Genomic DNA, 22420 nt, shown 5'->3' with positions numbered 1-22420 from the left:
CCGGAAAAGGCGAGTTCGCAGCCTTCTACAAACGCCTCATCGCCAACGGCAAAAAGCCAATGGTGGCTATCGCTGCCGTCATGCGAAAGATCGTCGTCACCCTAAACGCAAGGCTTCGAGACGCCGCGATTCCTCAGAGTTGATGACGACGTTGAGATGCTTGCGGCCAATCTCCAAAGCACGCTCTTGATCTCTTTTCTTGCCTTATTATATAACATGTAATGAATAAGCGAGCGACCCACCAATGGAAGACATCATTCGATCTCTTGGCTACCTCACCCTCGGCAGCAGGCTGAAGCGTATCGGCGAGCAGTTGCAGGCCGATACGCAGCGCCTGCTCGATGGCCTGGAGGTGCCGGTGCAGTCGAGCCAGTATCCTCTGCTCGCCGCGCTCGACAGGCTGGGACCACTGCCTGTCGGTGAGCTGGCACAGTCGTTGGGGGTCACCCAGCCGGGGGTGACGCGCAGCGTGGCGCTGCTGGCTGAGCTGGGCCTGGTCGAGGTTATCCAGTCGGACGGCGATCAGCGCCGCAGGATGGTCTCACTGACAGGGAATGGTCAGCGTCTGGTCGACACGGCGAAGCGGGACGTGTGGCCTCGCATCGAGAACGCCGTCGCGAACCTGTGCAAAAACCTGTCAGGCCCGCTTCTCGATCAGTTGGCGGCGATAGAGGATGGGCTGGCCGCCATCCCGCTCGACCGCCGCACGGAAAAGGATGCCGTGCAATGAGCCATGTGCTTAATCGTCCCGTCTGGGGCGCGCTGACGACGCGTCAGCAGGCCTTCGCGCAAGGTGACAAGCTCGCCAGGCGCTATCCCTCATCGATCGTCCCGTTCGCGGCTTCCGGCGCAGATGACGCTGAGAGCCTGCAGGCGCTCGCAAGGCTCGTGGCCGCAGGTGAAAGCGTGTTCATGCTTCAGGCGGATCCCATTGCCCTGCCGCCGGAATTGACCGCGACCGTGACCGCCTTCGGCGTGCAGATGGTCGCCGAGACGCCCTTGCCCATCGTGTCGGACGAGCGCGTGCAGCAGCTGACGCTGGACGATGCAGCCGAGATGCTCGCTCTGGCGTCGCTGACCAAGCCGGGCCCGTTCACGCTTAAGGCGCTGAGCCTGGGCGAGTTCTGGGGGGTGAAGATCGGCGGCAGACTGGCGGCAATGGCCGGCGAGCGCATGAAGCAGCCCGGCTACAGCGAACTCAGCGGCGTCTGCTCGCATCCGGACTTTCGCGGCGGCGGCCTCGGCAGGCTGCTGTCGGTGTTCGTGTCCAACCGGATCATGGGCCGCGGCGAGGTGCCCTACCTGCACGCCTATGCCAACAATGCCAACGCTATTCGGTTGTACGAATCCATTGGCTTCAAGCTGAGGTCGGAGATGAACGTGGCCGTCGTGCAGCGTGCCGGCTAGGCGAACACCGTAATCACGCCGATTTCGGCTCCAACCGGCGGAAACCGACGGTTTCCATAAGCATATCTTCGTCGACCATCCCGGCATTGTGCAAAGCCAGCAGGTTCAGCGCGATCTCCCGCGCCTCGGCCGAATCGGGATGCACGTCTCGCCTGCTGCAGGCCTCGTCGAACACACGTTGCAGCCTGGCGATGTCGTCGGGCCTGAGCAGGCCACGGTAATAAACAGACTTTGGCATGGCAGCCTCCTCCAGAAGACCTAGGGCGCCACGTCTAAATGTCCAATCTTTCCCAAGGCTTGAGTGGAGCAGTCGGCTGGGTTTGGGTGAATTCGCCCCGAGCGTTGGCAATCAGACCGCGATCTTGCCGCCACCCACCCGGCTGCCTCCCATCACCGGTCGGGCCTGTTCCGCTGCAGTCTGCTTGACGTCCCGGCACGCTTGCGAAACAAGGGCTGCCACAAACGACAGCGAGGCACAAAAGTGAGTTTCTGGGGACTGGCGCAGCTCGTCATTTCGACGGTGATCTTCCTGCTGGCGGCAACCGCGGCCAAGCAATGGGGGCTGGCGCCGAGCCTCGGCAAGATCGTGGTGACGCTGGCGCTCTACACGTTGGGCAATCTGATCATGCTGCGGCTGGTCCGCGAATTCGGCATGTCGGTGTCGTTCAGCCTGTCGGCGGTGATCCAGCTTGTATCGGTCAATGTCGTGGCGCTTGTGTTCTTCGGCGAACGGGTCAATGCCTTGCAGGCAACCGGCATCGTCCTGGCGATCGCTGCCGTGGCGCTGATCACACTCGGTCCCTATCTGCAGGGGCGGCTATAGGACGAACGACCCGATGAAGATCTCCTCAAGCACGCTCACCAATTGGTTTGAATTTCCGGTGCTGCTGGCCGGGTTGGTGATCGCCGCCGGGCTTTGGGGGTTCGAGGAATTGATGGAGGTGGCGCGCGACACCACCCCGCATGCCTTCGATACCGAGATATTGCTTGCCTTCCGCCAAGCCGGACACCCGGACGTTCCGGTTGGCCCGCTCTGGCTGGAAGGGGCGATGCGTGACATCACCAGCCTCGGCAGTTCCGCAGTGCTGACACTGATCGTCACTGCGGTGATCGTCTACCTCCTGCTCATCCGCAAGGCGTGGACGGCGCTGTTCGTCCTGGCAGCGGTGGCCGGCGGCCAGGTGCTGTCGACCCTGCTGAAAGCCGGCGTCGACCGGCCGCGCCCTGACCTTGTCTCGCACCTCGTCACCGAGACGTCGCTATCCTTCCCGAGCGGCCACGCCATGCTGTCAGCAGTAACTTATCTGACGCTCGGCTCGCTGGCGGCGCGCTTCCTGCCGGGGCGCACGACCAAGATCTTCGTACTCTGCCTCGCGGTTCTGACAACGTTGCTGGTCGGCGTCAGCCGCGTCTATCTCGGCGTCCACTGGCCATCCGACGTGCTGGCCGGCTGGTGCGCCGGCTTTGCCTGGGCGATGCTGTGCTGGCTGGCGGCGCGGCTGCTGCAGCGGCGCAAGGTAGTGGCGAACAGTGACAGCGAGCTTGAAGACTGACGCTGCGGAGCGACAATCAGATCAGCCGGTTGATCAGCCCGTGTCCGCAGCCTGCCAGCAGAAAAACCGCCGACAGCAAGGCTGCCGATGTCATCAAGGTCTTGAAAATGTTCAACTGATATCCCCCGCCAATGAGAAGGTGGAGAGCGTAGCACGGGCATCCTGTTCGCCACCATCCGGTTCTCACCGACGGATCATGTTTAATGTATGCTTTATGATGGTTGAAACATCACAATGATTGTATTATACGTAGAAACCGCAGACTCAAACGGGGGGTTCAGGCCGATGATCACTGCCGCGCAGATGCGCGCCGCAAGGGCGCTGGCCGGCATCGATCAGAAGACGCTCGCCGAGCGCGCCGGGGTTTCGCTTCCGACCATCCAGCGCATGGAAGCGAGCGACGGCGTGGTCAGGGGCGTGGTAGACACGCTGATGAAGGTCATCCAGGCACTCGATGAGGCCGGGGTGGAATTGATCGGCGAGAACCAGACCAGCGAGCGCGGCGGCCGGGGCGTACGCCTCAAGCCGGTCGCGCCGAACCCGCAAAGCTGAGCCGGCATACAGTCGCGACGGCGACCGCCGACAGTCCTGCCGACGATCCCGCCGCCTTCACGCAAGCGGAAGGCAGTCATGGATCAGATCCGTCAGGCAGCGCATCAACCGGCGCAGAAGTCGGCCCAGAAGCCGGCCCAGAAGTCGGCGAAGCCGACATTTTCCGAGCTGTTCACGCCGAAACTGGTGACGGTCTGGCGGGAGGGTTACCACCTGCCGCAGTTCAAGGCCGACTTCATGGCCGGGCTGACCGTCGCCATCGTGGCGTTGCCGCTGTCGATGGCGATTGCGATTGCGTCGGGAGTGACGCCGGAGCGCGGCCTGTTTACGGCAATTGTCGGCGGCTTCATCATCTCGGCGCTCGGCGGCAGCCGCTTCCAGATCGGCGGCCCGGCCGGCGCCTTCATCGTGCTGGTGGCAGGAACGGTCCAACGCGAAGGTGTCGACGGGCTGCTCTTGGCAACGATGATGGCCGGCGTCTTCCTGCTCGCCATCGGCTATCTCCGGCTCGGCACCTACATCAAATTCATCCCCTACCCGGTGACGGTCGGCTTCACCGCCGGCATCGCCATCATCGTCTTCTCCGGCCAGATCGTCGAACTTTTCGGGCTGACGCTTGCCGGGCCGGAGCCCGGGCCGCTGCTGCCGAAACTGATGGCGATCGGGCAGGCGGCCGGCACGCTCAACATCTCGGCGACGCTGGTGGCAGTACTGACCATCGCCACCATTGTCGCGGCGAAGCGCTGGCGGCCCGGCTGGCCGGGTATGCTGATCGCCGTCGGGCTGGCCTCGCTTGTCGTGGCGCTGCTTTCCCTGCCGGCGGAAACGATCGGCACCCGCTATGGCGGCATTCCGCGCAGCCTGCCGTTTCCGGCGCTGCCGGCGCTCAGCTTCGACAAGGCGATTGCGGTGCTGCCGGATGCGGTGGCCTTTGCGCTGCTCGGCGCCATCGAATCGTTGCTCTCGGCCGTGGTCGCCGACGGCATGACCGGACGCCGCCACCGTTCCAATTGCGAGCTGGTCGCGCAAGGCTTTGCCAACATCGCGTCTGCCCTGTTCGGCGGCATCTGCGCCACCGGCACCATTGCTCGCACCGCCACCAATGTTCGGGCTGGCGCGCATGGGCCGGTTTCGGGCATGCTGCATTCGCTGTTCCTGTTGGTCTTCATGCTGGTGGCCGCACCACTGGCCAGCTACATCCCGCTTGCCGCCCTTGCCGGCGTGCTGGCGGTGGTGTGCTGGAACATGTTCGAGAAGCAGGCCTTCGCCACGCTGCTGCGCGCTTCGCGCGGCGACGCGCTGGTGCTGCTGGCGACCTTCCTGATCGTCGTCTTTCGTGACCTCACCGAAGGCATCGTCGTCGGCTTCGCGCTGGGCTCGATCCTGTTCATCGACCGCATGGCCAAGTCGATCGCCGTGGAGGCCCACCTGCCGCTGGTGCAGGACGATGTCGCCGACAGCAGCGGCCGCGCCTACGATGCCAGCGAGGCGAGCGATGCCGACACCGTCGTCTACCGCATCTCCGGCGCCTTCTTCTTCGGCGCCGCCTCGACCGTCGGCACGGTGCTGGACCGCATAGCCGACCAGCGCAAGAACTTCATCCTCGATTGCTCGGCGGTGCCGTTCTTCGATTCCACCGCGGCCAATGTCATCGGGGGCGCGGCGCACAAGGCGAAGCGCGCCGGGGTGCGATTCATCATCGCCGGCGCCTCGCCGCAGACGCGGCGCATGCTGATCAACCACGGCGTCAAGCGGCCGCTGGTGACCTATGCCGCCTCGATCGGGGATGCCCAGGCGCAGCTGGCCCCGGAGAAAGCGTAGCCGCCGGCCGGGGACCGGCCGGCGACAGATCACTGCGATGTTCCGTCGAAGCTCACTGCGGCGATTTCGCCTTCGTTCATCAGCGGCACATAGATCACCGACTTGCCGTCTGTGCCGATGTCGGCGCTGCCCGGTTTGAACTGCGCTACTGCCTCCGGCGTGCCGCCGACCTTGTAGCGATAGAGCGTGCCGGTCATGTAGGCGGTGGCGTAGATGCTGTCGCCGATGGCGACGACGCCGTCGAGGTCGGCGAAGTTTTGTGCGCCGGGCAATGGTGTGATTGCCTTGCTGGCGAGATCGACCGACAGCAGGCCGCCGGGCTCGGCGGTGCTGAAGTCGGGCTTGATGCCCTTGCCCCAGGACGCCACGATCAGCCGGCCGCCGTCGGCGAAGACGCCATTGGGCGAGGCCAGCATCGCGTCCTTGACGAACAGTTCAGGCTTGTCGCCGTCGATGCGGTAGATCGCATCGGCCAGCATGTCGGTGACATAGATTTTGCCCGAACTGTCCGACGTCACGTCGTTGAGGAAGACGGCGCCAGGCACATCGATCGTCGAGACAAGCTTGCCGCTGGCGAGGTCGACGACGCGCACCTTGGTGATATCGGCGACGTAGAGCTTGCCGCCGGAGATCGCCGAGCCTTTCGGCGCATCCATGCCGTCGGTCCAGTGTTGGGTGACGACCTTGCCGTCCAGCGACAGCAGCGAGAGATAACCGTTGCCGTCGGCCTCGCCAGGATTGCCGACGATGTTGGAAACGATGATGCGATTGTTGGCGGCGTCGAACAGCGCCGATTCCGGTTGCTGGAAGCCGGAAGCGCGCCAAGTCTCGCCAGCCTCGGCGGTGGATGCAAGCGCGATGCCGAAGGCGGCGACACAAATCGAGGGGATGAGGGTTTTCATGGCGAGGTCTCCTGTGATGACGAGCGGAGAGCTAGAGATTTCGATACTTTTCCGGAAGTCCAATCCGCGCTAGTATCGGAACTCGATACCAAATCGCACAAAAGAGGTGCATCCCATGAACGGCCTGATCTTCGAGGCGCTGAAGCGGACGCTGAAGGCCAAGGGCGTCACCTATCGCGACCTGGCCGAGCGCATGGGTGTTTCCGAGCCGACGGTGAAGCGCATCTTTCACGAACGCAACTGCAAGCTCGACCGGTTGGTGGAGATTTGCGCCGCCGCCGGCGTCGAGCTTGAAAACGTGCTCGGCTCGATGAACAGGGGGCCGGGGCCGGTCAATCGCATCGCACCGGAGATCGAGCGCAAGCTCGCCGGACGGCCGGCGCTGCTGTTCATCTTCGTCATGCTGTCGGAGAAATTCACGCCGGAGGGCGTCATGCGCTCGCAAGGGCTGAGCGAAGCCTCGATGTTCCTCTATCTGCGCGATCTCGAAGCGCTTGGCCTGGTTGCGCTGGGCAGCGGGCTGTCGGCGCGGCTGCTGGTCGACACGCCGATCCAGTGGAATTTCGAAGGGCCGCTCAGGCCGCTGTTCGAGATGACCAACAAGAATTTCATCGGCTGGGCGATCACCCATCTGGAGCGGGAGGCGACCTTCGTCTCTTTCTCCAGGCGGATGCGGCCGGAGACGGCGGAGATGGTCAAGCGCGAGGCCGAGGAACTGGCCGATCGCGTCAAGCTGCTCGCCCATCACGATCAGCACACGACGCCGGAAGACGGGCTGACCGGTTACAAATGGACGTTTGCTTTCGGCGCGACGCCGTTTCCCGCAATCATGCCGATCGGCCCGCACCCGCGCGACGCCGGGGCGTCCGACCGGCCCGCCGCTCCGGCAAGGGGACGCCGTCCTTTGCCGGCCTGACACGGCCCGGCGTCGCGGGCCGAACGCATTCATGTAGAGAATGACGCCGGGCGCTACGGTTTTTTTGGTGACCTGAACAGGGAAGCCTCCACCTATCCCGCTTCGGTTTTCACCATGATCCTTGTCCGGGCATTTTTGCTCTTTGCAGCCGCGTTTCAAACATGAAACCGCATTCATGATAGAGTTCGCGCACTGATTTGCCAGTAGAGGGCGGGTTGCCGAATGTCTGACACGTCCCCGCGAAATCGAAGTGATCCCATGCCGACCGCGCCAACACTTGAACTTCGCCGCTATTCGCGCCTGAAAAATTTGCGGGAGCGCGCAGAGCGCCAGGGTGCTGCATTGCAGTTCTGGGCGCGTACGGCATCGCTCGCCGTGATCTCCTGCTTCTTTTCATTGATCAGCCGCTGGGATGCCTCGCTGCTCTTCGTGCTGGCGGGCCTCGTGCTGTTCCAGCTCGTCGGCCTGATCCAGTTTCTCTTTGCGCGCCGTCGCGCCACGGCGCGATGGTGGATCGGGTACCTCGTCGGCACGCTGGACATCATTCTGTTGACCGTTCTGCTGGTAACGCCCAACCCGTTTTCGCTGGAGGTCGCGCCGGCCGCGATGCAACTGCGCGAGGGCAGCTTCAAATTCCTGCTGATTTTCGTATGCCTTGGCGCGCTGACCCTTTCGACACGATTGGCGCTCTATCTCGGCGCGCTCGCGGCCTTGACCTGGACGATCGGCGTGGGATGGGTCATTTTTCGTCCGGGAACCGTCATTCCGGCGACGAACCTCTATTCGCTGCCGATGACAGAGCGACTGAACCTCTATCTCAACCCCAATTTCGTCGATACATTCGCGCAGGCGACCAACGTGTTGGTTGTGCTGATTATCGGCGCGATCATGGCGCTGGTCGTCTCTCGTTCCCGACATCTGTCGGAAGACTATGTCAAGGCAGAGCGCGCCCGCGCCAATCTCGCCCGGCATTTTTCGCCCAATGTCGTCGACCAGCTCGCCACCGATGACGAGCCCTTCGGCCCGGTCCGCCGGCAGGACATCGCGGTGCTGTTCGCCGACATCGTCGGCTTCACACACTATTCCGAGGATCATCCGGCCGAAGCAGTGTTCGAACTTCTGCGTCAGTTCCACCGTCGCATGGAGCAGGTCGTTTTCGACCACCATGGCACCGTCGATAACTATATCGGCGATTGCATCATGGCGACATTCGGCGTTCCGCAAGCCAGCCATGACGACGCGACTCGGGCCATCCAGTGCGCTGAAGCGATGATCGCCGCTCTCGAAGACTGGAATGTGCAGCGGGTGTCCAGGGGATACCCGCCGCTGGACGTTCGGATCGGTGTACAATATGGCGCTGTCGTCATCGGCGCGGTCGGCAGCGAGCGCAATCTGTCCTTCGCGGTGGTGGGCGACACCGTCAACGTCGCCAGCCGTTTGCAGGCGCTCTGCCGTGAGCTTCAGGCGAGTATTTGCTTTGGGTCACGAGTGATCGAGGCCGCGAAGGCGGAATCGCCGACGACACAGTTGAATGCGCGCGATCATGGATCGGTGAGCATCCGCGGCCGGGACGAACCGGTCCATGTCTGGGTCGAACACAGAGCCGAAAACCAGGGCGCTATTGCCGTTTCGGCGTGACGTAGGCTGCCTGACCCAGGCCGAAAGCCATCACGTGCCTGAGGCGATTGCTCCAGCCTTCGCGGCTGCGGCGTCTGTGCTTGCCTTGTCCTCCCAGGTCACCGCCCGGTAGTCGAAACCATATTCCAGCGTCGGCTTGACGATGCGGAAGAACGGCGACAGGTCGAAGTCGCGCGGCGTGTAGAGTGAGTGGTGGCGGATGTGCAGGATTTCCCTGCGCGAATAGCTCGACTGCGCCGAGGCGCGGCCCGGCGCCCGAGTGATCTCGGGCAGGATCGGATAGCGGATCTCGCCATAGGCCTCGGCGATCAGCGTCGAGCAAATGGCGCGTGTCGGATCGCCGGAACCAAAAGCCAGCATCCGGCGGCGCCAGCGCACCGGCACCGGCAGCGCCGGCAGAAAAAAGCGCAGCATGTCGAAAATGTTCTTGAGATCGTATTTCAGGCCGAGCTTGCCGATCATAAAAGCCACGACATGGTCGCGGTCCTCCGGCGCCAGCCCGCTCGCCCGGCAGATGCGGGTGTTGTAGGTGCGGTAGCGCGACAAAGGCACGGCGACACAGCCTTCGCCGAGCGTCACCTCGATCAGGCGGGGACGTTCCGATCCGTCCGCCGGTACAGGCAAGGCATCGCCGACATAGAAGGCGGCATGCGACCACGTCGACTGGGTCAGGTACTTGATCACCGCCGAGATCTTCTGGTTGCCTTCGACAAGCAGAATATCGCCGGGCTCGAGCGTACGCCGCAGCGTTTCGGCGTCGGACGGCGTGTACGGCTCATAGCCCGACGATTCATCCTGCAGCCGGCCGGCAAGCCAGCGGCCAAGCCGGTCGAGGAGCCTGTCACGAGGCGCGGTCATGGTAGAGTGTGACCAGAGCCTGTTCCATTCCGATGGAATCGGGATGGGGCTCTAGCCTTTTGTTTGAGCATGATCTTTTCCGAAAACCGGATGCCACTTTTCGGGATCATGCTCTAGCACGGGCCGACGGGCGAGGGCCAGCGGTCGTCAGCCGACCGTCGCGTTCGCGTCTTCCGCTGGGCCGGCGAGGTCGTCGCGCACATTGCGGGCGAGTTTCTTTGTCGAGCGCTTGGGGCTGTCGCCGAACAGTTCGGCCGCCTCGGCGAGACAGCTCTTCTTCAGGCTCTTTTCCGAGCGCTTCAAAAGCTTGCCCAGGAGCTTGGTGTCCTGCGCATCGCCGAGCGGTTCGCCGTCGGCTTCGAGCAGCGCGCGCATGACGAAGACATCGTGCAGTTCGCCGAGATTTTCGCCCAGTTCGTCGACGGCCTTGCGCCGCACCTTGATCGGCGTCGGCCACAGCCGGCCGAGCAGCGACAGATGCATCGAGTGGGTCTTTGCCGCCTTGCGCAGATCGTGGAAATCCTCAGGCGAGCCGCGCGATCCCGCCCTGTCCAGCGCCTTCCTGGCGCGGCGCAAGGTCTTGCGGGCGCCGTCGGCGAGCACGTCGGCGGCATGTTCGGGCAAATCGGGGAGCAGCAGCCGCTCTATCCGAACCAGACCTTCCTCGCAGGCGGCGGTGGCCGCGCCTACTGCTCCGTCGAGGCCGGCGCCGGCATGGATTTCATGCTGCCGGGCAATGAGCCGGTCGCGCACGCTGTCGAGGCCGCCGCCGGCGACCTGCTCTGGAAAGGCGGCCGCCAGTCGGTCGATGGTCTCGACCAGAGCGGTCGCTTCACGCGGACTCGCAAGCAGGGCCGCCACCTGGCGATAGCACTGGTTTTCGGTCTGGCAAAACGTTTCGTTTCCGGAATGGACGAGGCGCAGCAAGGCGCGCGCGCTCTTCAGCCGCTTGCGGCATTTGTGCAATGCCTGCTCCGGCCGGTCGTGCGCGACGGCCAGATGCGCAAGCGCCTTGCCGATTTCCTCGCCAAGGATGCGCCTGACCTCGCCGGTCAGCGGCAGGCGCGGGTCGATGCGAAAACTCATGCGGCGATCTCCGGAATCCCCCCAAGGGCGAGCGACGCGTTGTAAAACCTCTGCTCGCCGGTCACTTCGCGGCCGAGCCAATCAGGCAGCATTTCGTCAGGTACATCCTCCGGCGTCTCGAGCTCGGCCACCACCAGGCCAGCAAGAATCCCGCCGAAAACATCGACTTCGTAGAGATAGCCGCGATGCCTAACATGGTGGCGTGTCTTCTCGATGACATGTCCGATGGCGAAGGCCAGCATCTCCTCGGCGTCGGCCAGCGGGATCGGATATTCATATTCGTCGCGCTCGCGGGCGCGGCTGCCGAATTTGAGCGTCAGTTTCGCCGAGGTACCGTCGCTGATGCGCACACGCAAGGTGCGGCCCGGGGCGGCGGCAAGGTAGAACTGGCGAATGCGGATATCCGCCTCGGCCAGATTACGCCATTCGGCGCTGGAGACCAGGAACTTGCGTTCGACTTCCTTGCCCATGGCCGCGCACTAAAGCGTCTGCGGCCCGACATGGCAAGCCGGCACAGAGAATCAATTTGACTTTAATCAATCGATTGATTAAATTATTGACATGATCAAACCAACACCAGACAAAATGCCCCGCCAGGAGACATCGCCCGCCGAGCAGACGCGCGCGGCGCTGGTGCTGGCCGCGCTCAAACTGTTTGGACGACAAGGCTTCGACGGTACCTCGACGCGCGAGATCGCGGCGGAGGCCAAGGCCAATATCGGTTCCATCGCCTATCACTTCGGCGGCAAGGAAGGGCTGCGCGCGGCCGCCGCCGACCACATTGTCGAGACTATCCAGGCAATTGCCGGACAGGCGATCGGAACTGCACCAGCCCCCTCCACCCCCGAGGCCGCCAGGGCGCAATTGTTCGCCGCGCTGGAGCGCATGGTGGGGTTCATCGTCGCGAGTCCCGAGGCCGGCGAGATCGTACAATTCGTACTCCGCGAGCTCTCGCATCCCACGGCGACGCTGGACCGCATCTATGCCGGCGTGTTCGAGCCGACACATCGGCGGCTCTGCCAGGTCTGGGAACAGGCGACCGGCGAGCCGGCCGAGAGCGAGGCCACCAAGCTCACGGTTTTCACCCTGATCGGCCAGGTGATCTATTTCCGCATCGGCCGCGAGGCGGTGCTGCGCCGGATGGGCTGGCGCGAGATCGGCGCCGCGGAAGCCGCCAAGGTGGTGGCGGTCGCCACCAACAATCTCGAGGCGATGCTGGGCGCGCGCAAGCCAGCCGCCCGCAAGGAGGGCAAGCGATGAGTTTTCTCTGTTCCCTGCCGCTCGCGGCGCAGCTGTTCAGCGCCTGCGCGCCGGCGGCACCGCTGGCCGTCGGCTATGTCGAGGGCGACTATGTCTTGCTGGCGCCGATCGAGGTGGCGCAGGTCGAAACCGTCGCGGTCAAGCGCGGCGACCGTGTCGAGCCGAACACGCCGGTGGTGATACTGGAAAGCGCCGACGCAAAAATCGCCGTTGCCCAGGCTGAGGCAGCACTTGCCCAGGCGCGGGCGCAGCTTGCCGACCTGCAGGTCGGCAAAAGACCGGAAGAGATCGCCGTGCTGAAGGCCGAGGTCGACATGGCCCGGGCGCAAGCCACCGACGCCAGGCGCCGATATGACCGCGCTGCCGACCTGTTCAAGCGCGGCACCGGCACACAGGCCGACTACGACACCGCGTCGGCGACGCTGGAGACGGCCAATGCGCAGGTCGGCCAGGCGGAGGCAAATCTCGCCGTCGGCGGCCTGCCGGCACGGCCCGAAACGATCAAGGCGGCGGACAACCAGGTCAAGCAGGCGCAGTCGGCGCTGGAGCAAGCGCAATGGCGGCTGTCGAAGCGGGTGCTGGCGGCGCCCTCGCCCGGCCGCGTCAACGATGTCATCCGCAACCCCGGTGACACTGCCGGGCCGACCGCGCCGGTCATTTCGATGCTGCCGGACGGCGCCGTGAAGCTCAGCGTCTATGTGCCGGAAAGCGCCTTCTCGTCGATCAAGGTCGGCACGCTGCTTTCCGTCCATTGCGACGGCTGCGGCGAGGGCGTGAAGGCGCGCGTCAGCTATGTCTCGCCCGATCCGGAATTCACCCCGCCGGTGATCTATTCGCTCGAGAACCGGCAGAAGCTGGTCTACCTCGTCGAGGCGCGGCCGGAAGGCGATGCACAAGCGCTGCAGCCGGGCCAGATCGTCGATGTCGAGCTGGCGGCCGCCGCAGAATGAACGCCATCGACGTTCATGGCCTGGTCAAGCGCTTCGGCGACAAGACCGTCGTCGACCATGTGACGATGACGGTGGCCGAAGGCGAGATCGTCGGCTTCCTCGGCCCGAACGGTTCCGGCAAGACGACGACCATCCGCATCATGTGCGGCCTGCTGACGCCCGATGAGGGCGAAGGCACGGTGCTGGGGTTCAACATCCGCACCGAATCGCTCCGCATCAAGCGCGAAGTCGGCTACATGACGCAGAAATTCTCGTTCTACGAGGATCTGACGATCGGCGAAAACCTCGAATTCGTGGCGCGGCTCTACAGGCTGAAGCCGGTCGAGGAGCATGTAGCGAAGACGCTGGAAGAGCTCGGCCTGACGTCGCGCCGCAACCAGCTCGCCGGCACGCTGTCGGGCGGCTGGAAGCAGCGGCTGGCGCTGGCCGCCTGCATCATGCACAAGCCGAAGCTGCTGCTGCTCGACGAGCCGACCGCCGGCGTCGATCCGAAGGCGCGGCGCGAATTCTGGGACGAGATCCATCGTCTGGCCAGCGGCGGGCTGACCGTGCTCGTGTCCACCCACTATATGGACGAGGCCGAGCGCTGCCACCGCATCAGCTACATCTCCTATGGCAAGATGCTGGCGACCGGCACCGTGGACGAGGTGGTGAAGAACGCCGGGCTGACCACCTTCGTGCTGCAGGGACCGCGCCTCGACCAGGTCGCCGACGCGCTCAAGGGGCGGCCGGGCGTCGACCAGGTGGCGCCGTTCGGCGCGACGCTGCATGTCGTCGGCTCCGACAAGGCAAAGCTCAAGAAGGCGCTTGCCGATGTCGAGAAGGAGCACAAGGGCGTCACCGTAAGACCCGGCGAGACTAGCCTCGAGGACGTGTTCATCCAGTTCATGTCCGGCTCGAAGGACAATATGGCATGAACAGCGTCTTCTCCTTCGCCAGGCTCGGTGCGCTGCTGATCAAGGAATTCATCCAGATGCGGCGCGACCGCATCACCTTCGCCATGATGCTGGGCGTGCCGCTTTTACAGCTGGTGCTGTTCGGCTATGCCATCAACAACGATCCCAAAAGCCTGCCTGCCGCACTCGTGGCGACCAGCAACGACCCCTACACCCGCGCCATTGTCGCGGCCCTGCAGACGACCGGCTACTACCGCTTCGACCATGTCGCGCAAAGTGCCGAGGAAGCTGAATTCCTGATGGCGCGCGGCGATGTTGCATTCGTCGTCACCATCCCCGCCGATTTCAGCCGCCGGGTGGAGCGCGGCGACAATCCGCAGATCCTGATCGAGGCCGACGCCACCGACCCGGCCGCCGCCAGCGGCGCCATCTCGACGCTAAGCAAAGTGGCCAGCCAGGCACTGCTTCGGGCGCAAGGCATGCAGGAGGCGGCGGCCGAAAACGCCAGGGGCCAGCTCGATGTGGTCGTACACCAGCGCTACAATCCGGAAGGCATCTCGCAATACAACATCGTTCCGGGCCTGCTCGGCGTCATCCTGCAGATGACCCTGGTGATGATGACCTCGATCGCGCTGACGCGCGAGACCGAGCGCGGCACGATGGAGAACCTGCTGGCCATGCCGTCCAGCCCGTTCGAGATCATGCTGGGCAAGGTGCTGCCCTATCTGGTGGTCGGTGGCGTCCAGGTGGTGGTGGTGCTGGCGGCGTCCAAGCTTCTGTTCGCCATCCCCTTCGCGGGCTCGATATCGCTGCTGCTCACCGCCGTGCTGGTGTTCGTGCTGGCGCTGGTGCTGCTCGGCTACACCATCTCGACCATCGCCCGCACGCAGATGCAGGCGCTGCAGCTGACCTTCTTCTTTTTCCTGCCGTCGATCCTGCTGTCCGGCTTCATGTTCCCCTATCGCGGCATGCCGGGCTGGGCGCAGACCTTCGGCGAAATCTTCCCGCTGACGCATTTTTTGCGCATCACCCGCGCGGTGATGCTGAAGGGCGCCGAACTGCCCGCTGTGGCGGGCGAGATCGCCTGGTTGGTGGGGTTCGTGGCTTTGTTTGCCGGCGTTGCATTGGTGCGGTTCAGGCGGACCCTCGACTAGCTCTCATGGGTTGAGCGATCTCGGACCGCTGACGAACTGACTGCCTTTGACATAAAATCGCAGCGGGCGGTCCGCATCCTTGGTAATGCCGATCCGGATGCCTTGGCCGATGTCGCCGGTTCGATGCTCGTCAACTGCCAGCCACAGCGGGCCTTCCTGGCAAAGATCGAGGCCATCGAGCGAACGATCGATCCGCAATGCCTGGGCGAGCCGCCCCGGTCCTCGCGCCAGGTCGCGCAGGCGTTCGACGCCCCGGTTCAGCCGCATGATGGCAATGCCTTCGAGCGGTTCGAGCGCCCGGATCAGTACGCCGGTGCCGGTCCCGGCCATCTCGCTGGAGACATTGAGCATCCAGGAGACACCATAGGCGAGATAGACGTAGGCATGTCCGGGTTCGAGAAACAACGAACGATTGCGCGGCGTCATCCCGCGATAACCGTGGCCGGCGGCGTCGCCGACGACATAGGCCTCGGTCTCGACGATGCGGCCGCTGACGATGCCTTCAGGCAGCTCCCGCACCACAAGCCTGCCGATGAGATAGCGAGCGAGGGCAGCCGTATCGTCCGGCAAGTGGGCGCGATTGAGTGGGTGGTGGATGTCGGCCCTGTTGCTGCGCATAGGCCTTACTGCCGATTGATATGCAATGCGCGAAAGAAACTATTTTCGTATCGGTTGAATTTGACTAGCGCCCATTCGGCGATGACGATCTCTTCGCCTATAACCGGCCGTCTGTAGTCCTTTGTTTTCCGGATACCACCGCCCTCCAGGGTCTCGTCGAGATGGGTCATTTTGGGTGTTCCATCAGAAAACCTTAGATACATGTAGGCAAAAATGGCCACATGCCGCTTTCCAATAGAGCCTGCATAAATCTCAATGGCATGAACTGCCGCCTGAACGGCGTCGAAGCATTTCCGCCGCCGGGCTCTTTCGAGTTTGACGAACAGCAGAAACAGTCTCTTGTCGTCGAGAGTGAGACTGCCATCAGCCGTATTTCTCACGCCATGGCCGAGCAGTTTTCGTTTCGTATAATGGTAGATTGAGAAACCCATCGTGCCTCATGTTCGCTCGAGCGAAACTACGCGCACTTACCACCTTTGCAAGACGCAGAGCCAAGTCTTCGAGCGTAGCTGCCCAGGCAGCGAGCGGGTGGTGGGCTGGCCGTGCCTATCGCCGCCCGGCCTCAAGGTATCCGCTCGACCCACTGCGCGCGCGAAGGGCCTGGCTCGAACGGATCGCCGAAATACTGGGTCTCGCAAGCCACCTTGCCATCAAGGAACTCCATGATGCTCACCGCATAGGACGGAATCCCGTCATAGGTCAGGACATATTCGGTGATCCAGAGGTTTCCGACGCCGGTAATGCGACGCACCGTAAAGCGCTTCTGGTTCGGCTGCGCGGCGCGCGACGACTGGATGTTTTGCCGACCTCGAATGCGCTCGCCCGATTGCGGATAGTCGAGCACCGCATCCTCCCGGTAGATCTGATGCTCCGCCTCGAAATCATTGGCATCCGAGGCCGCCCAATGGCGATCCAGAGCCGCTCTGATGCCAGCGTCTGCCATATCGGTTCTCAGGCTGCGGCCATGATCTCGGCATAGGTGCTGAAATCGACATTGCCGCCCGACAGCACCACGGCCACACTTTTGCCCGCCAGTTCGATCTCGCCTGACGAGAGCGCCGCCAGCGCCACGCAGCCGCCGGGCTCTACCACCAGCTTGAGATGGGCCATGGCATCGCGCATCGCCTGCGCGGCCGCCTTGTCGGAGACGGCGATGGCGCCGGCGAGGTTTTTGCGGTTGATCTCGAAGGTGATGACGCCCGGCTCGGCAACCAGGATCGCGTCGCAGATCGAGCTGTAGCCGGGTTCGTTCGAAACCCTTTTTCCCTCGATCAGCGAACGGCGGGTGTCGTCGAAATGCTCGGGCTCCACCGCCCACACTGCCGTGGCCGGCGAGGCATCCTTGACGGCGATCGAAATGCCGCTCGACAGGCCGCCGCCCCCGCACGGGATGACGACGGCGTCGAGGCTGACGCCGAGCGCCTTGGACTGGCGCATCAGTTCGAGGCCGATCGTGCCCTGGCCGGCGATGATGGCCGGATCGTCGTAAGGCGGCACCAGCACCATGCCTTTGTCGATATAGGGGCGCACCACGGTCATGCGGTCGTCGCGAAAACGATCGAATGGCACCACTTCGGCGCCCATCTTGCGGACATTGGCGATCTTCATCGCCGGCGCGTCGGCCGGCATGGCGATGACCGCCTTGACGCCGAACATGGCGGCCGACGCGGCGACGCCTTGCGCGTGGTTTCCCGAGGAGAAGGCGACGACGCCACGGCCGCGCTCTTCCTCGCTCAGCGTCGACAATTTGTTGTAGGCGCCGCGGAACTTGAACGAGCCGGTGCGCTGCAGCGTCTCCGGCTTGAACAGGATGCGGCCGCCGAACCGTTTGTTGAGTTCCAGCGATTCGATCAAAGGCGTTTCGACGATCAGGCCGGAGAGCCGCGCGGCGGCGGCGTGGATGTCGGCGATGCCGGGAAGAGTGGTCATGGCGTGTCCTGCGAGGATGGGATCGCCTCATGGTGCACGGAAAGGCAGGGGGCGTGCCAATGAAAAAATGTGACCGTTACAAAGTTTGGCGGGCATGACTCACGAGGAGGCGGGTCAAACTGGCCCACCTCTCCCGCCTTTATCCGCGGGGCTGTATCGGCTAAGGGCGGGGAACAGAATTCCGGACCGCCAGAAATGACCGCCAAACCAAAACCCCTGTTCCTCGGTATCGACACCGGCGGCACCTATACCGATGCGGTGCTGTGGTCTGAACAAGGCGGGCCAAAAGGCAAGGTGCTGGCCAAGGCCAAGGCGCTGACCACGCGGCACGACCTTGCCGTCGGCATTTCCGGCGCGGTCGACGCGGTGCTGGAGAAATCCGCGACCGACCCGGCCTCGATCAAACTCGTTTCGATGTCGACGACGCTCGCCACCAATGCGCTGGTCGAGGGCCAGGGCGGCCGCGTGGCGCTGATCATGATCGGCTTTTCCGAAGGCGACCTTGCCCGCGACGGGCTGAAGACCGCGCTCGGCACCGACCCGGTGGTGTTTTGTCTTGGCGGCCATGATGTGCATGGCAATGCGGCCAAGCTCGACCTGTCGGGTCTCGAAGCTGCATTGCCCGAGCTCGGCGCCTCGGTGTCGGGCTTTGCTGTCTGCGCCTATTTCGCCACCCGCAACCCCGCGCATGAACTGGCCGCGCGCGACCTGATCCGCGAAAAGACCGGCCTGCCGGTCACCGCCAGCCACGAACTGTCGGCCAAGCTCGGCGGCCCGCGCCGGGCGCTCACCACGTTGCTCAACGCCCGGCTGATCTCGATGATCGACCGGCTGGTGGCGGCGACCGAAGGTTTTCTCGAAACCCGCAAGATCGTCGCGCCGCTGATGGTGGTGCGCGGCGACGGCGCACTGGTCTCGGCGGCCTTTGCCCGCCAGCGGCCGATCGAAACCATCTTGTCCGGTCCGGCCGCCAGCCTGGTCGGCGCCCGCCACATGACCGGGCTCGACAACGCCATGGTCTCGGACATTGGCGGCACCACCACCGACGTCGCCGTGCTCGACGGCGGCCGGCCCCGGCTCGATCCCGAAGGCGCCACCGTCGGCGGCTTCCGCACCATGGTCGAGGCGGTTGCCATGCGCACCTTCGGTCTCGGCGGCGATTCCGAAGTGGCGCTGGAAGACGGCGCGCTCAACCCGAAGATCCTGCTCGGGCCGCGCCGCCTGGTGCCGCTGGCGCTGGCCGGCATGATGCATGGTGTTTCCGTGACATCGGAGCTCGAACGCCAGCTGCGCGCGCCCAACCCCGGCCGCATGGATGGGCGCTTCGCGCTGCGCACCGGCGTGCCGGACAGGCTCGCCGCCGGCCTGACCGCGCCCGAGGCCAAACTCTACGAGCAGATCGGCACTGTGCCGCTCGCCATCGACAGGCTGCTGACGTCGAACGCCCAGAACGCCACGCTGAACCGACTGGTGTCACGCGGGCTGGTGCATATTTCGGGCTTTACGCCCTCGGACGCCGCCCATGTGCTGGGCAAGCAGGCCAACTGGGATCAGGCTGCCGCCCGGCTCGGCGCCGAACTGTTCGCCCGCAAGCGCGACGGCCGCGGCCAGAACATCGCCGCCTCTCCCGAGGTGATTTCCGAACGCGTGCTGCTGACACTGACGCGCTGGTCGGCCGAATACATTCTGGAAACCGCCTTCGCCGAAGACGGGCTGGACGGCGCCGCCACCGTCGCGCATGCGCTGGTGCAGCGCGCCGTCGATGCCCATCCCGGCATTGCACGCCTAAGCGTTGCGCTCGACCGCCCGGTCATCGGCCTCGGCGCCTCGGCGCCGCTGCACTATGCCGGCTTGGCCGAACTGGTCGGCAATGAATGCGTGGTGCCGGAGGATACCGACGTCGCCAACGCGCTCGGCGCCGTCGTCGGCCAGGTCCGCGTCTCGGCCGAAGCCCGCGTCAGCCAGCCCAAGGAGGGCCTGTTCCGCCTGGCGTCAGGGCAGACGGTGCGCGACTTCACGGACGAGGCCAAGGCGATCGCGGCGGCGGAGGCGGATGTGCGGGCGATTGTGGCCGAACGAGCGAAAGATGCCGGCACCGATAATGCCGAAATTGAAGTGGCGACAGAGTTCAAGGTTTCGACCGTGGAAAGCCAGCGCATGTTCATCGAAGCGCATGTGGTGGCGGTGGCGTCGGGAAGGCCGAGGATTGCGGTTTAGATGAAGAGCGTGATCTCCCCCCTTGTGGGGGAGATGGCCGGCAGGCCAGAGGGGGCGCTGTCCCGCCGACCTCTCATCAACGCTCAATCCCGTGACTCGGCCTGTTTCGATCGGTCATGGATAGGTCTGCGTTCCTTCGCGCCCCCCTCTGCCCTGCCGGGCATCTCCCCCACGAGGGGGGAGATCAGCAGCTTCAAAATCCCCACCTTCACCCTAAGCTGAATTGACCCTTCACCCCTGACATGCCAAAGGCCGCAAAGCCTTTCATCTGGAGAAGCCCTGATGACCGATCGCGTCGAGATCGCCGGATTGCGGATTGCCCGCGAACTCAATGACTTTGTCGCCGGCGAAGCGCTGCCGGGCACCGGCATTGCGGCCGACGCCTTCTGGAACGGCTTCTCTTCCATCGTCCACGATCTGGCGCCGAAGAACCGGGCGCTGCTGGCCAAGCGCGACGCCATGCAGGACAAGCTCGACGCCTGGTACCGCGCCAATGGCGCGCCGATCGACATGGAGGCCTACAAGACCTTCTTGCGTGAGATCGGCTATCTCGTGCCGGAAGGCCCGGCCTTCAGCGTCTCGACCGACAATGTCGACCCCGAGATCGCCGTCGTCGCCGGGCCGCAGCTGGTGGTGCCGGTGATGAATGCCCGCTATGCGCTCAACGCCGCCAATGCCCGCTGGGGTTCGCTCTACGATGCGCTCTACGGCGCCGATGCCATCGCCGAGACCGGCGGCGCCGAGAAGGGTAAAAGCTTCAACCCCGTGCGCGGCGCCAAGGTGGTTGCCTGGGCGAAGAGTTTTCTCGACGACTCCGTGCCGCTCACCTCCGGCAAATGGGCCGGCGTCAACGGGCTTACCGTCTCGGGCGGCACATTGCGGCTCAGCGCCGGCGCCGGCGGCACCACGCTGGCCAATCCGAAACAGTTTGCCGGCTATCGCGGTGATGCAGCAAACCCGGAAGCCATCCTGCTGGTCCGGAACGGCCTGCACATCGAAATCCTGATCGACCGCGGCAACCAGATCGGCCGCACCGATCCGGCCGGCATTGCCGACGTCATCCTGGAATCGGCGCTGACCACCATCCAGGACTGCGAGGATTCGGTCGCGGCGGTGGATGCTGAAGACAAGGTCGTGGTCTACCGCAACTGGCTCGGCCTGATGAAGGGCGACCTGGCGGAAGAAATCAGCAAGGGCGGCAAGACCTTCACCCGCAAGCTCAACCCGGACCGCGCCTGGACGGCGCCCAATGGCGGCACGCTCAGCCTGCCCGGCCGCTCGCTGATGCTGGTGCGAAACGTCGGCCACCTGATGACCAACCCGGCCATCCTCGACCGCGACGGCAATGAGGTGCCGGAAGGCATTATGGATGCGGCAATGACGGCGCTGATTGCGCTGCACGATGTCGGCGCGAACGGGCGACGGATGAATTCCCGCGCCGGCTCTATGTATGTGGTGAAGCCGAAGATGCATGGGCCGGAGGAAGTCGCCTTCGCCGTCGAGATTTTCGACCGCGTCGAAGCGCTGCTCGGCATGGGCAAAAATACCATCAAGATGGGCATCATGGACGAGGAGCGGCGCACCACCGTCAACCTCAAGGAGGCGATCCGCGCGGCGAAAGAGCGCGTGGTGTTCATCAACACCGGCTTCCTCGACCGCACCGGCGACGAGATCCACACCTCGATGGAGGCCGGGCCGATGATCCGCAAGGGCGACATGAAGCAGGCCGCCTGGATTTCCGCCTACGAGGCGTGGAATGTCGATACCGGGCTCGAATGCGGTCTGGCCGGACATGCCCAGATCGGCAAGGGCATGTGGGCGATGCCGGATTTGATGGCGGCGATGCTGGTTGAGAAGATCGCCCATCCCAAGGCCGGCGCCAACACCGCCTGGGTGCCGTCGCCGACGGCGGCGACGCTGCATGCCACCCACTATCACAAGGTCGACGTCCATGCCGTCCAGGCAGCGCTGAAGAGCCGGCCGAAGGCGAAGCTCGATGACATATTGTCGGTGCCAGTGGCGGTGCGGCCGAACTGGACGCCGGACGAGATCCAGCGCGAGCTCGACAACAATGCGCAAGGCATTCTGGGCTATGTCGTGCGCTGGATCGATCAGGGCGTCGGCTGTTCCAAAGTGCCAGACATCAACGATGTCGGCCTGATGGAAGACCGCGCCACACTGCGCATCTCCTCGCAGCACATCGCCAACTGGCTGCACCACAAGGTTTGTTCGCAGATTCAGGTAATGGATTCGCTGCGGCGCATGGCGGCTACCGTCGACCTGCAGAATGTCGGCGACCCGCTCTACCGCCCGATGGCCGCCGACTTCGACAATTCCATCGCCTTCCAGGCCGCCTGCGACCTGGTGTTCAAGGGCCGCGAGCAGCCGAATGGGTACACGGAGCCAGTGCTGCATGCCAGGCGGCTGGAGCTGAAGGCGAAAGAGCGAGCCTGAGCCGAAGGTCCGAAAGGCGCCGGCTGAGCTGGCGATTGGCGAAATCACCGATGACAGCGCCCCTCTCCCCGTCACTATACGGGGAGAGCGACTGTCTTGTCAGTCAAGCGGTTTGCCATGGTTTTTGGTCCCGGATCATTGCGTTGAGGATTGTGAGCAGCTTTCGCATTGTTGCGACGACGGCGACGATCTTGGGTTTGCCGGCGGCG

At 64.2% G+C, this 22420-nt stretch carries 23 protein-coding genes and 2 pseudogenes; 15 read left to right on the top strand and 10 right to left on the bottom strand.

The window, feature by feature from the left end:
- From AC1DYO_RS31495 to AC1DYO_RS31485, 3 genes and pseudogenes are all read left to right on the top strand, one after another.
- Positions 1–143, top strand: a pseudogene (locus tag AC1DYO_RS31495) (IS110 family transposase); the annotation flags it as partial.
- Positions 144–244: 101 nt separating this feature from the next.
- On the top strand, positions 245–730 hold the full coding sequence (locus AC1DYO_RS31490; protein WP_477268481.1) for a MarR family winged helix-turn-helix transcriptional regulator: 486 nt from the start codon (positions 245–247) through the stop codon (positions 728–730).
- Positions 727–1407 carry a GNAT family N-acetyltransferase gene (locus AC1DYO_RS31485; protein WP_477268479.1) on the top strand — a complete coding sequence of 227 codons (681 nt, stop codon included), beginning with the start codon at positions 727–729 and terminating at the stop codon, positions 1405–1407. The genes AC1DYO_RS31490 and AC1DYO_RS31485 overlap by 4 nt, the downstream gene beginning before the upstream one ends.
- Positions 1408–1420: 13 nt before the next feature.
- Here the strand turns inward: AC1DYO_RS31485 and AC1DYO_RS31480 are convergent, their stop codons facing one another.
- Positions 1421–1645, bottom strand: coding sequence for a hypothetical protein (locus AC1DYO_RS31480; protein ID WP_477268477.1), 225 nt, complete (start codon positions 1643–1645; stop codon positions 1421–1423).
- 243 nt (positions 1646–1888) lie between these two features.
- Here AC1DYO_RS31480 and AC1DYO_RS31475 point away from each other — a divergent pair, with 243 nt between their 5' ends.
- The 4 genes from AC1DYO_RS31475 (at position 1889) to AC1DYO_RS31460 (ending at position 5333) form a co-directional block, all read left to right on the top strand.
- On the top strand, positions 1889–2230 hold the full coding sequence (locus tag AC1DYO_RS31475; RefSeq protein WP_181059899.1) for a hypothetical protein: 342 nt from the start codon (positions 1889–1891) through the stop codon (positions 2228–2230).
- 13 nt (positions 2231–2243) lie between these two features.
- Complete coding sequence (locus AC1DYO_RS31470) at positions 2244–2960, top strand: phosphatase PAP2 family protein (protein ID WP_477268475.1); 717 nt, start codon at positions 2244–2246, stop codon at positions 2958–2960.
- 285 nt (positions 2961–3245) lie between these two features.
- A complete protein-coding gene (locus AC1DYO_RS31465) occupies positions 3246–3512 on the top strand; it encodes a helix-turn-helix domain-containing protein (RefSeq protein WP_477268473.1) in 267 nt (88 codons plus the stop codon).
- A 78-nt stretch (positions 3513–3590) separates the two neighbouring features.
- Positions 3591–5333, top strand: a complete 1743-nt coding sequence (locus AC1DYO_RS31460; protein ID WP_477268471.1) for a SulP family inorganic anion transporter — start codon at positions 3591–3593, stop codon at positions 5331–5333.
- Between the two features lie 29 nt (positions 5334–5362).
- Here AC1DYO_RS31460 and AC1DYO_RS31455 read toward each other — a convergent pair whose 3' ends face one another.
- Positions 5363–6235 carry an SMP-30/gluconolactonase/LRE family protein gene (locus tag AC1DYO_RS31455; protein WP_477268469.1) on the bottom strand — a complete coding sequence of 291 codons (873 nt, stop codon included), beginning with the start codon at positions 6233–6235 and terminating at the stop codon, positions 5363–5365.
- A 115-nt stretch (positions 6236–6350) separates the two neighbouring features.
- On the opposite strand from AC1DYO_RS31455, the gene AC1DYO_RS31450 reads away from it, so the two are divergent.
- Both AC1DYO_RS31450 and AC1DYO_RS31445 read left to right on the top strand, forming a co-directional pair.
- Positions 6351–7151, top strand: a complete 801-nt coding sequence (locus AC1DYO_RS31450) for a helix-turn-helix domain-containing protein (protein WP_477268467.1) — start codon at positions 6351–6353, stop codon at positions 7149–7151.
- A gap of 258 nt (positions 7152–7409) precedes the next feature.
- On the top strand, positions 7410–8789 hold the full coding sequence (locus AC1DYO_RS31445; RefSeq protein ID WP_477268465.1) for an adenylate/guanylate cyclase domain-containing protein: 1380 nt from the start codon (positions 7410–7412) through the stop codon (positions 8787–8789).
- Positions 8790–8819: 30 nt separating this feature from the next.
- Here the strand turns inward: AC1DYO_RS31445 and AC1DYO_RS31440 are convergent, their stop codons facing one another.
- The 3 genes from AC1DYO_RS31440 to AC1DYO_RS31430 all read right to left on the bottom strand — a co-directional run bounded on the left by AC1DYO_RS31440 (position 8820) and on the right by AC1DYO_RS31430 (position 11203).
- Complete coding sequence (locus AC1DYO_RS31440; RefSeq protein ID WP_477268463.1) at positions 8820–9647, bottom strand: C40 family peptidase; 828 nt, start codon at positions 9645–9647, stop codon at positions 8820–8822.
- A 147-nt stretch (positions 9648–9794) separates the two neighbouring features.
- Complete coding sequence (locus AC1DYO_RS31435) at positions 9795–10733, bottom strand: CHAD domain-containing protein (RefSeq protein WP_477268461.1); 939 nt, start codon at positions 10731–10733, stop codon at positions 9795–9797.
- A complete protein-coding gene (locus tag AC1DYO_RS31430; RefSeq protein WP_477268459.1) occupies positions 10730–11203 on the bottom strand; it encodes a CYTH domain-containing protein in 474 nt (157 codons plus the stop codon). Before AC1DYO_RS31430 ends, AC1DYO_RS31435 begins: the two co-directional genes overlap by 4 nt.
- 91 nt (positions 11204–11294) lie before the next feature.
- Here AC1DYO_RS31430 and AC1DYO_RS31425 point away from each other — a divergent pair, with 91 nt between their 5' ends.
- The 4 genes from AC1DYO_RS31425 to AC1DYO_RS31410 are packed head-to-tail and all read left to right on the top strand — an operon-like array spanning position 11295 to position 14993.
- Entirely contained in the window at positions 11295–11993 is a 699-nt protein-coding gene (locus AC1DYO_RS31425) for a CerR family C-terminal domain-containing protein (RefSeq protein WP_477268457.1), read from the top strand.
- The gene (locus AC1DYO_RS31420) at positions 11990–12943 is read left to right on the top strand and encodes an HlyD family secretion protein (protein WP_477268455.1); all 954 of its coding nucleotides are present in this window, start codon (positions 11990–11992) and stop codon (positions 12941–12943) included. The genes AC1DYO_RS31425 and AC1DYO_RS31420 overlap by 4 nt, the downstream gene beginning before the upstream one ends.
- The gene (locus tag AC1DYO_RS31415; protein WP_477268453.1) at positions 12940–13860 is read left to right on the top strand and encodes an ABC transporter ATP-binding protein; all 921 of its coding nucleotides are present in this window, start codon (positions 12940–12942) and stop codon (positions 13858–13860) included. Before AC1DYO_RS31420 ends, AC1DYO_RS31415 begins: the two co-directional genes overlap by 4 nt.
- On the top strand, positions 13857–14993 hold the full coding sequence (locus tag AC1DYO_RS31410) for an ABC transporter permease (protein WP_477268451.1): 1137 nt from the start codon (positions 13857–13859) through the stop codon (positions 14991–14993). Before AC1DYO_RS31415 ends, AC1DYO_RS31410 begins: the two co-directional genes overlap by 4 nt.
- A 3-nt stretch (positions 14994–14996) precedes the next feature.
- On the opposite strand, the gene AC1DYO_RS31405 is transcribed toward AC1DYO_RS31410, so the two are convergent.
- The 4 genes from AC1DYO_RS31405 to AC1DYO_RS31390 all read right to left on the bottom strand — a co-directional run bounded on the left by AC1DYO_RS31405 (position 14997) and on the right by AC1DYO_RS31390 (position 17540).
- Entirely contained in the window at positions 14997–15611 is a 615-nt protein-coding gene (locus AC1DYO_RS31405) for a DNA-3-methyladenine glycosylase (RefSeq protein WP_477268449.1), read from the bottom strand.
- 5 nt (positions 15612–15616) lie between these two features.
- A complete protein-coding gene (locus AC1DYO_RS31400; RefSeq protein ID WP_477268447.1) occupies positions 15617–16042 on the bottom strand; it encodes a hypothetical protein in 426 nt (141 codons plus the stop codon).
- A gap of 131 nt (positions 16043–16173) precedes the next feature.
- A complete protein-coding gene (locus AC1DYO_RS31395; RefSeq protein WP_477268445.1) occupies positions 16174–16554 on the bottom strand; it encodes a nuclear transport factor 2 family protein in 381 nt (126 codons plus the stop codon).
- 8 nt (positions 16555–16562) lie between these two features.
- On the bottom strand, positions 16563–17540 hold the full coding sequence (locus AC1DYO_RS31390) for a threonine ammonia-lyase (protein WP_477268443.1): 978 nt from the start codon (positions 17538–17540) through the stop codon (positions 16563–16565).
- 195 nt (positions 17541–17735) lie between these two features.
- Here AC1DYO_RS31390 and AC1DYO_RS31385 point away from each other — a divergent pair, with 195 nt between their 5' ends.
- Together AC1DYO_RS31385 and AC1DYO_RS31380 are read left to right on the top strand one after the other, a co-directional pair.
- Complete coding sequence (locus tag AC1DYO_RS31385; RefSeq protein WP_477268441.1) at positions 17736–19757, top strand: hydantoinase/oxoprolinase N-terminal domain-containing protein; 2022 nt, start codon at positions 17736–17738, stop codon at positions 19755–19757.
- A 282-nt stretch (positions 19758–20039) separates the two neighbouring features.
- Positions 20040–22211, top strand: coding sequence for a malate synthase G (locus AC1DYO_RS31380; RefSeq protein WP_477268439.1), 2172 nt, complete (start codon positions 20040–20042; stop codon positions 22209–22211).
- 103 nt (positions 22212–22314) lie between these two features.
- On the opposite strand, the pseudogene AC1DYO_RS31375 reads toward AC1DYO_RS31380, so the two are convergent.
- A pseudogene (locus tag AC1DYO_RS31375) lies at positions 22315–22420 on the bottom strand (IS110 family transposase); the annotation flags it as partial.

This window comes from Mesorhizobium sp. P2_F5, assembly GCF_056403715.1.
Note: the sequence above shows the minus strand (reverse complement) of the source record. Positions and strands in the feature narration are given on the sequence as shown.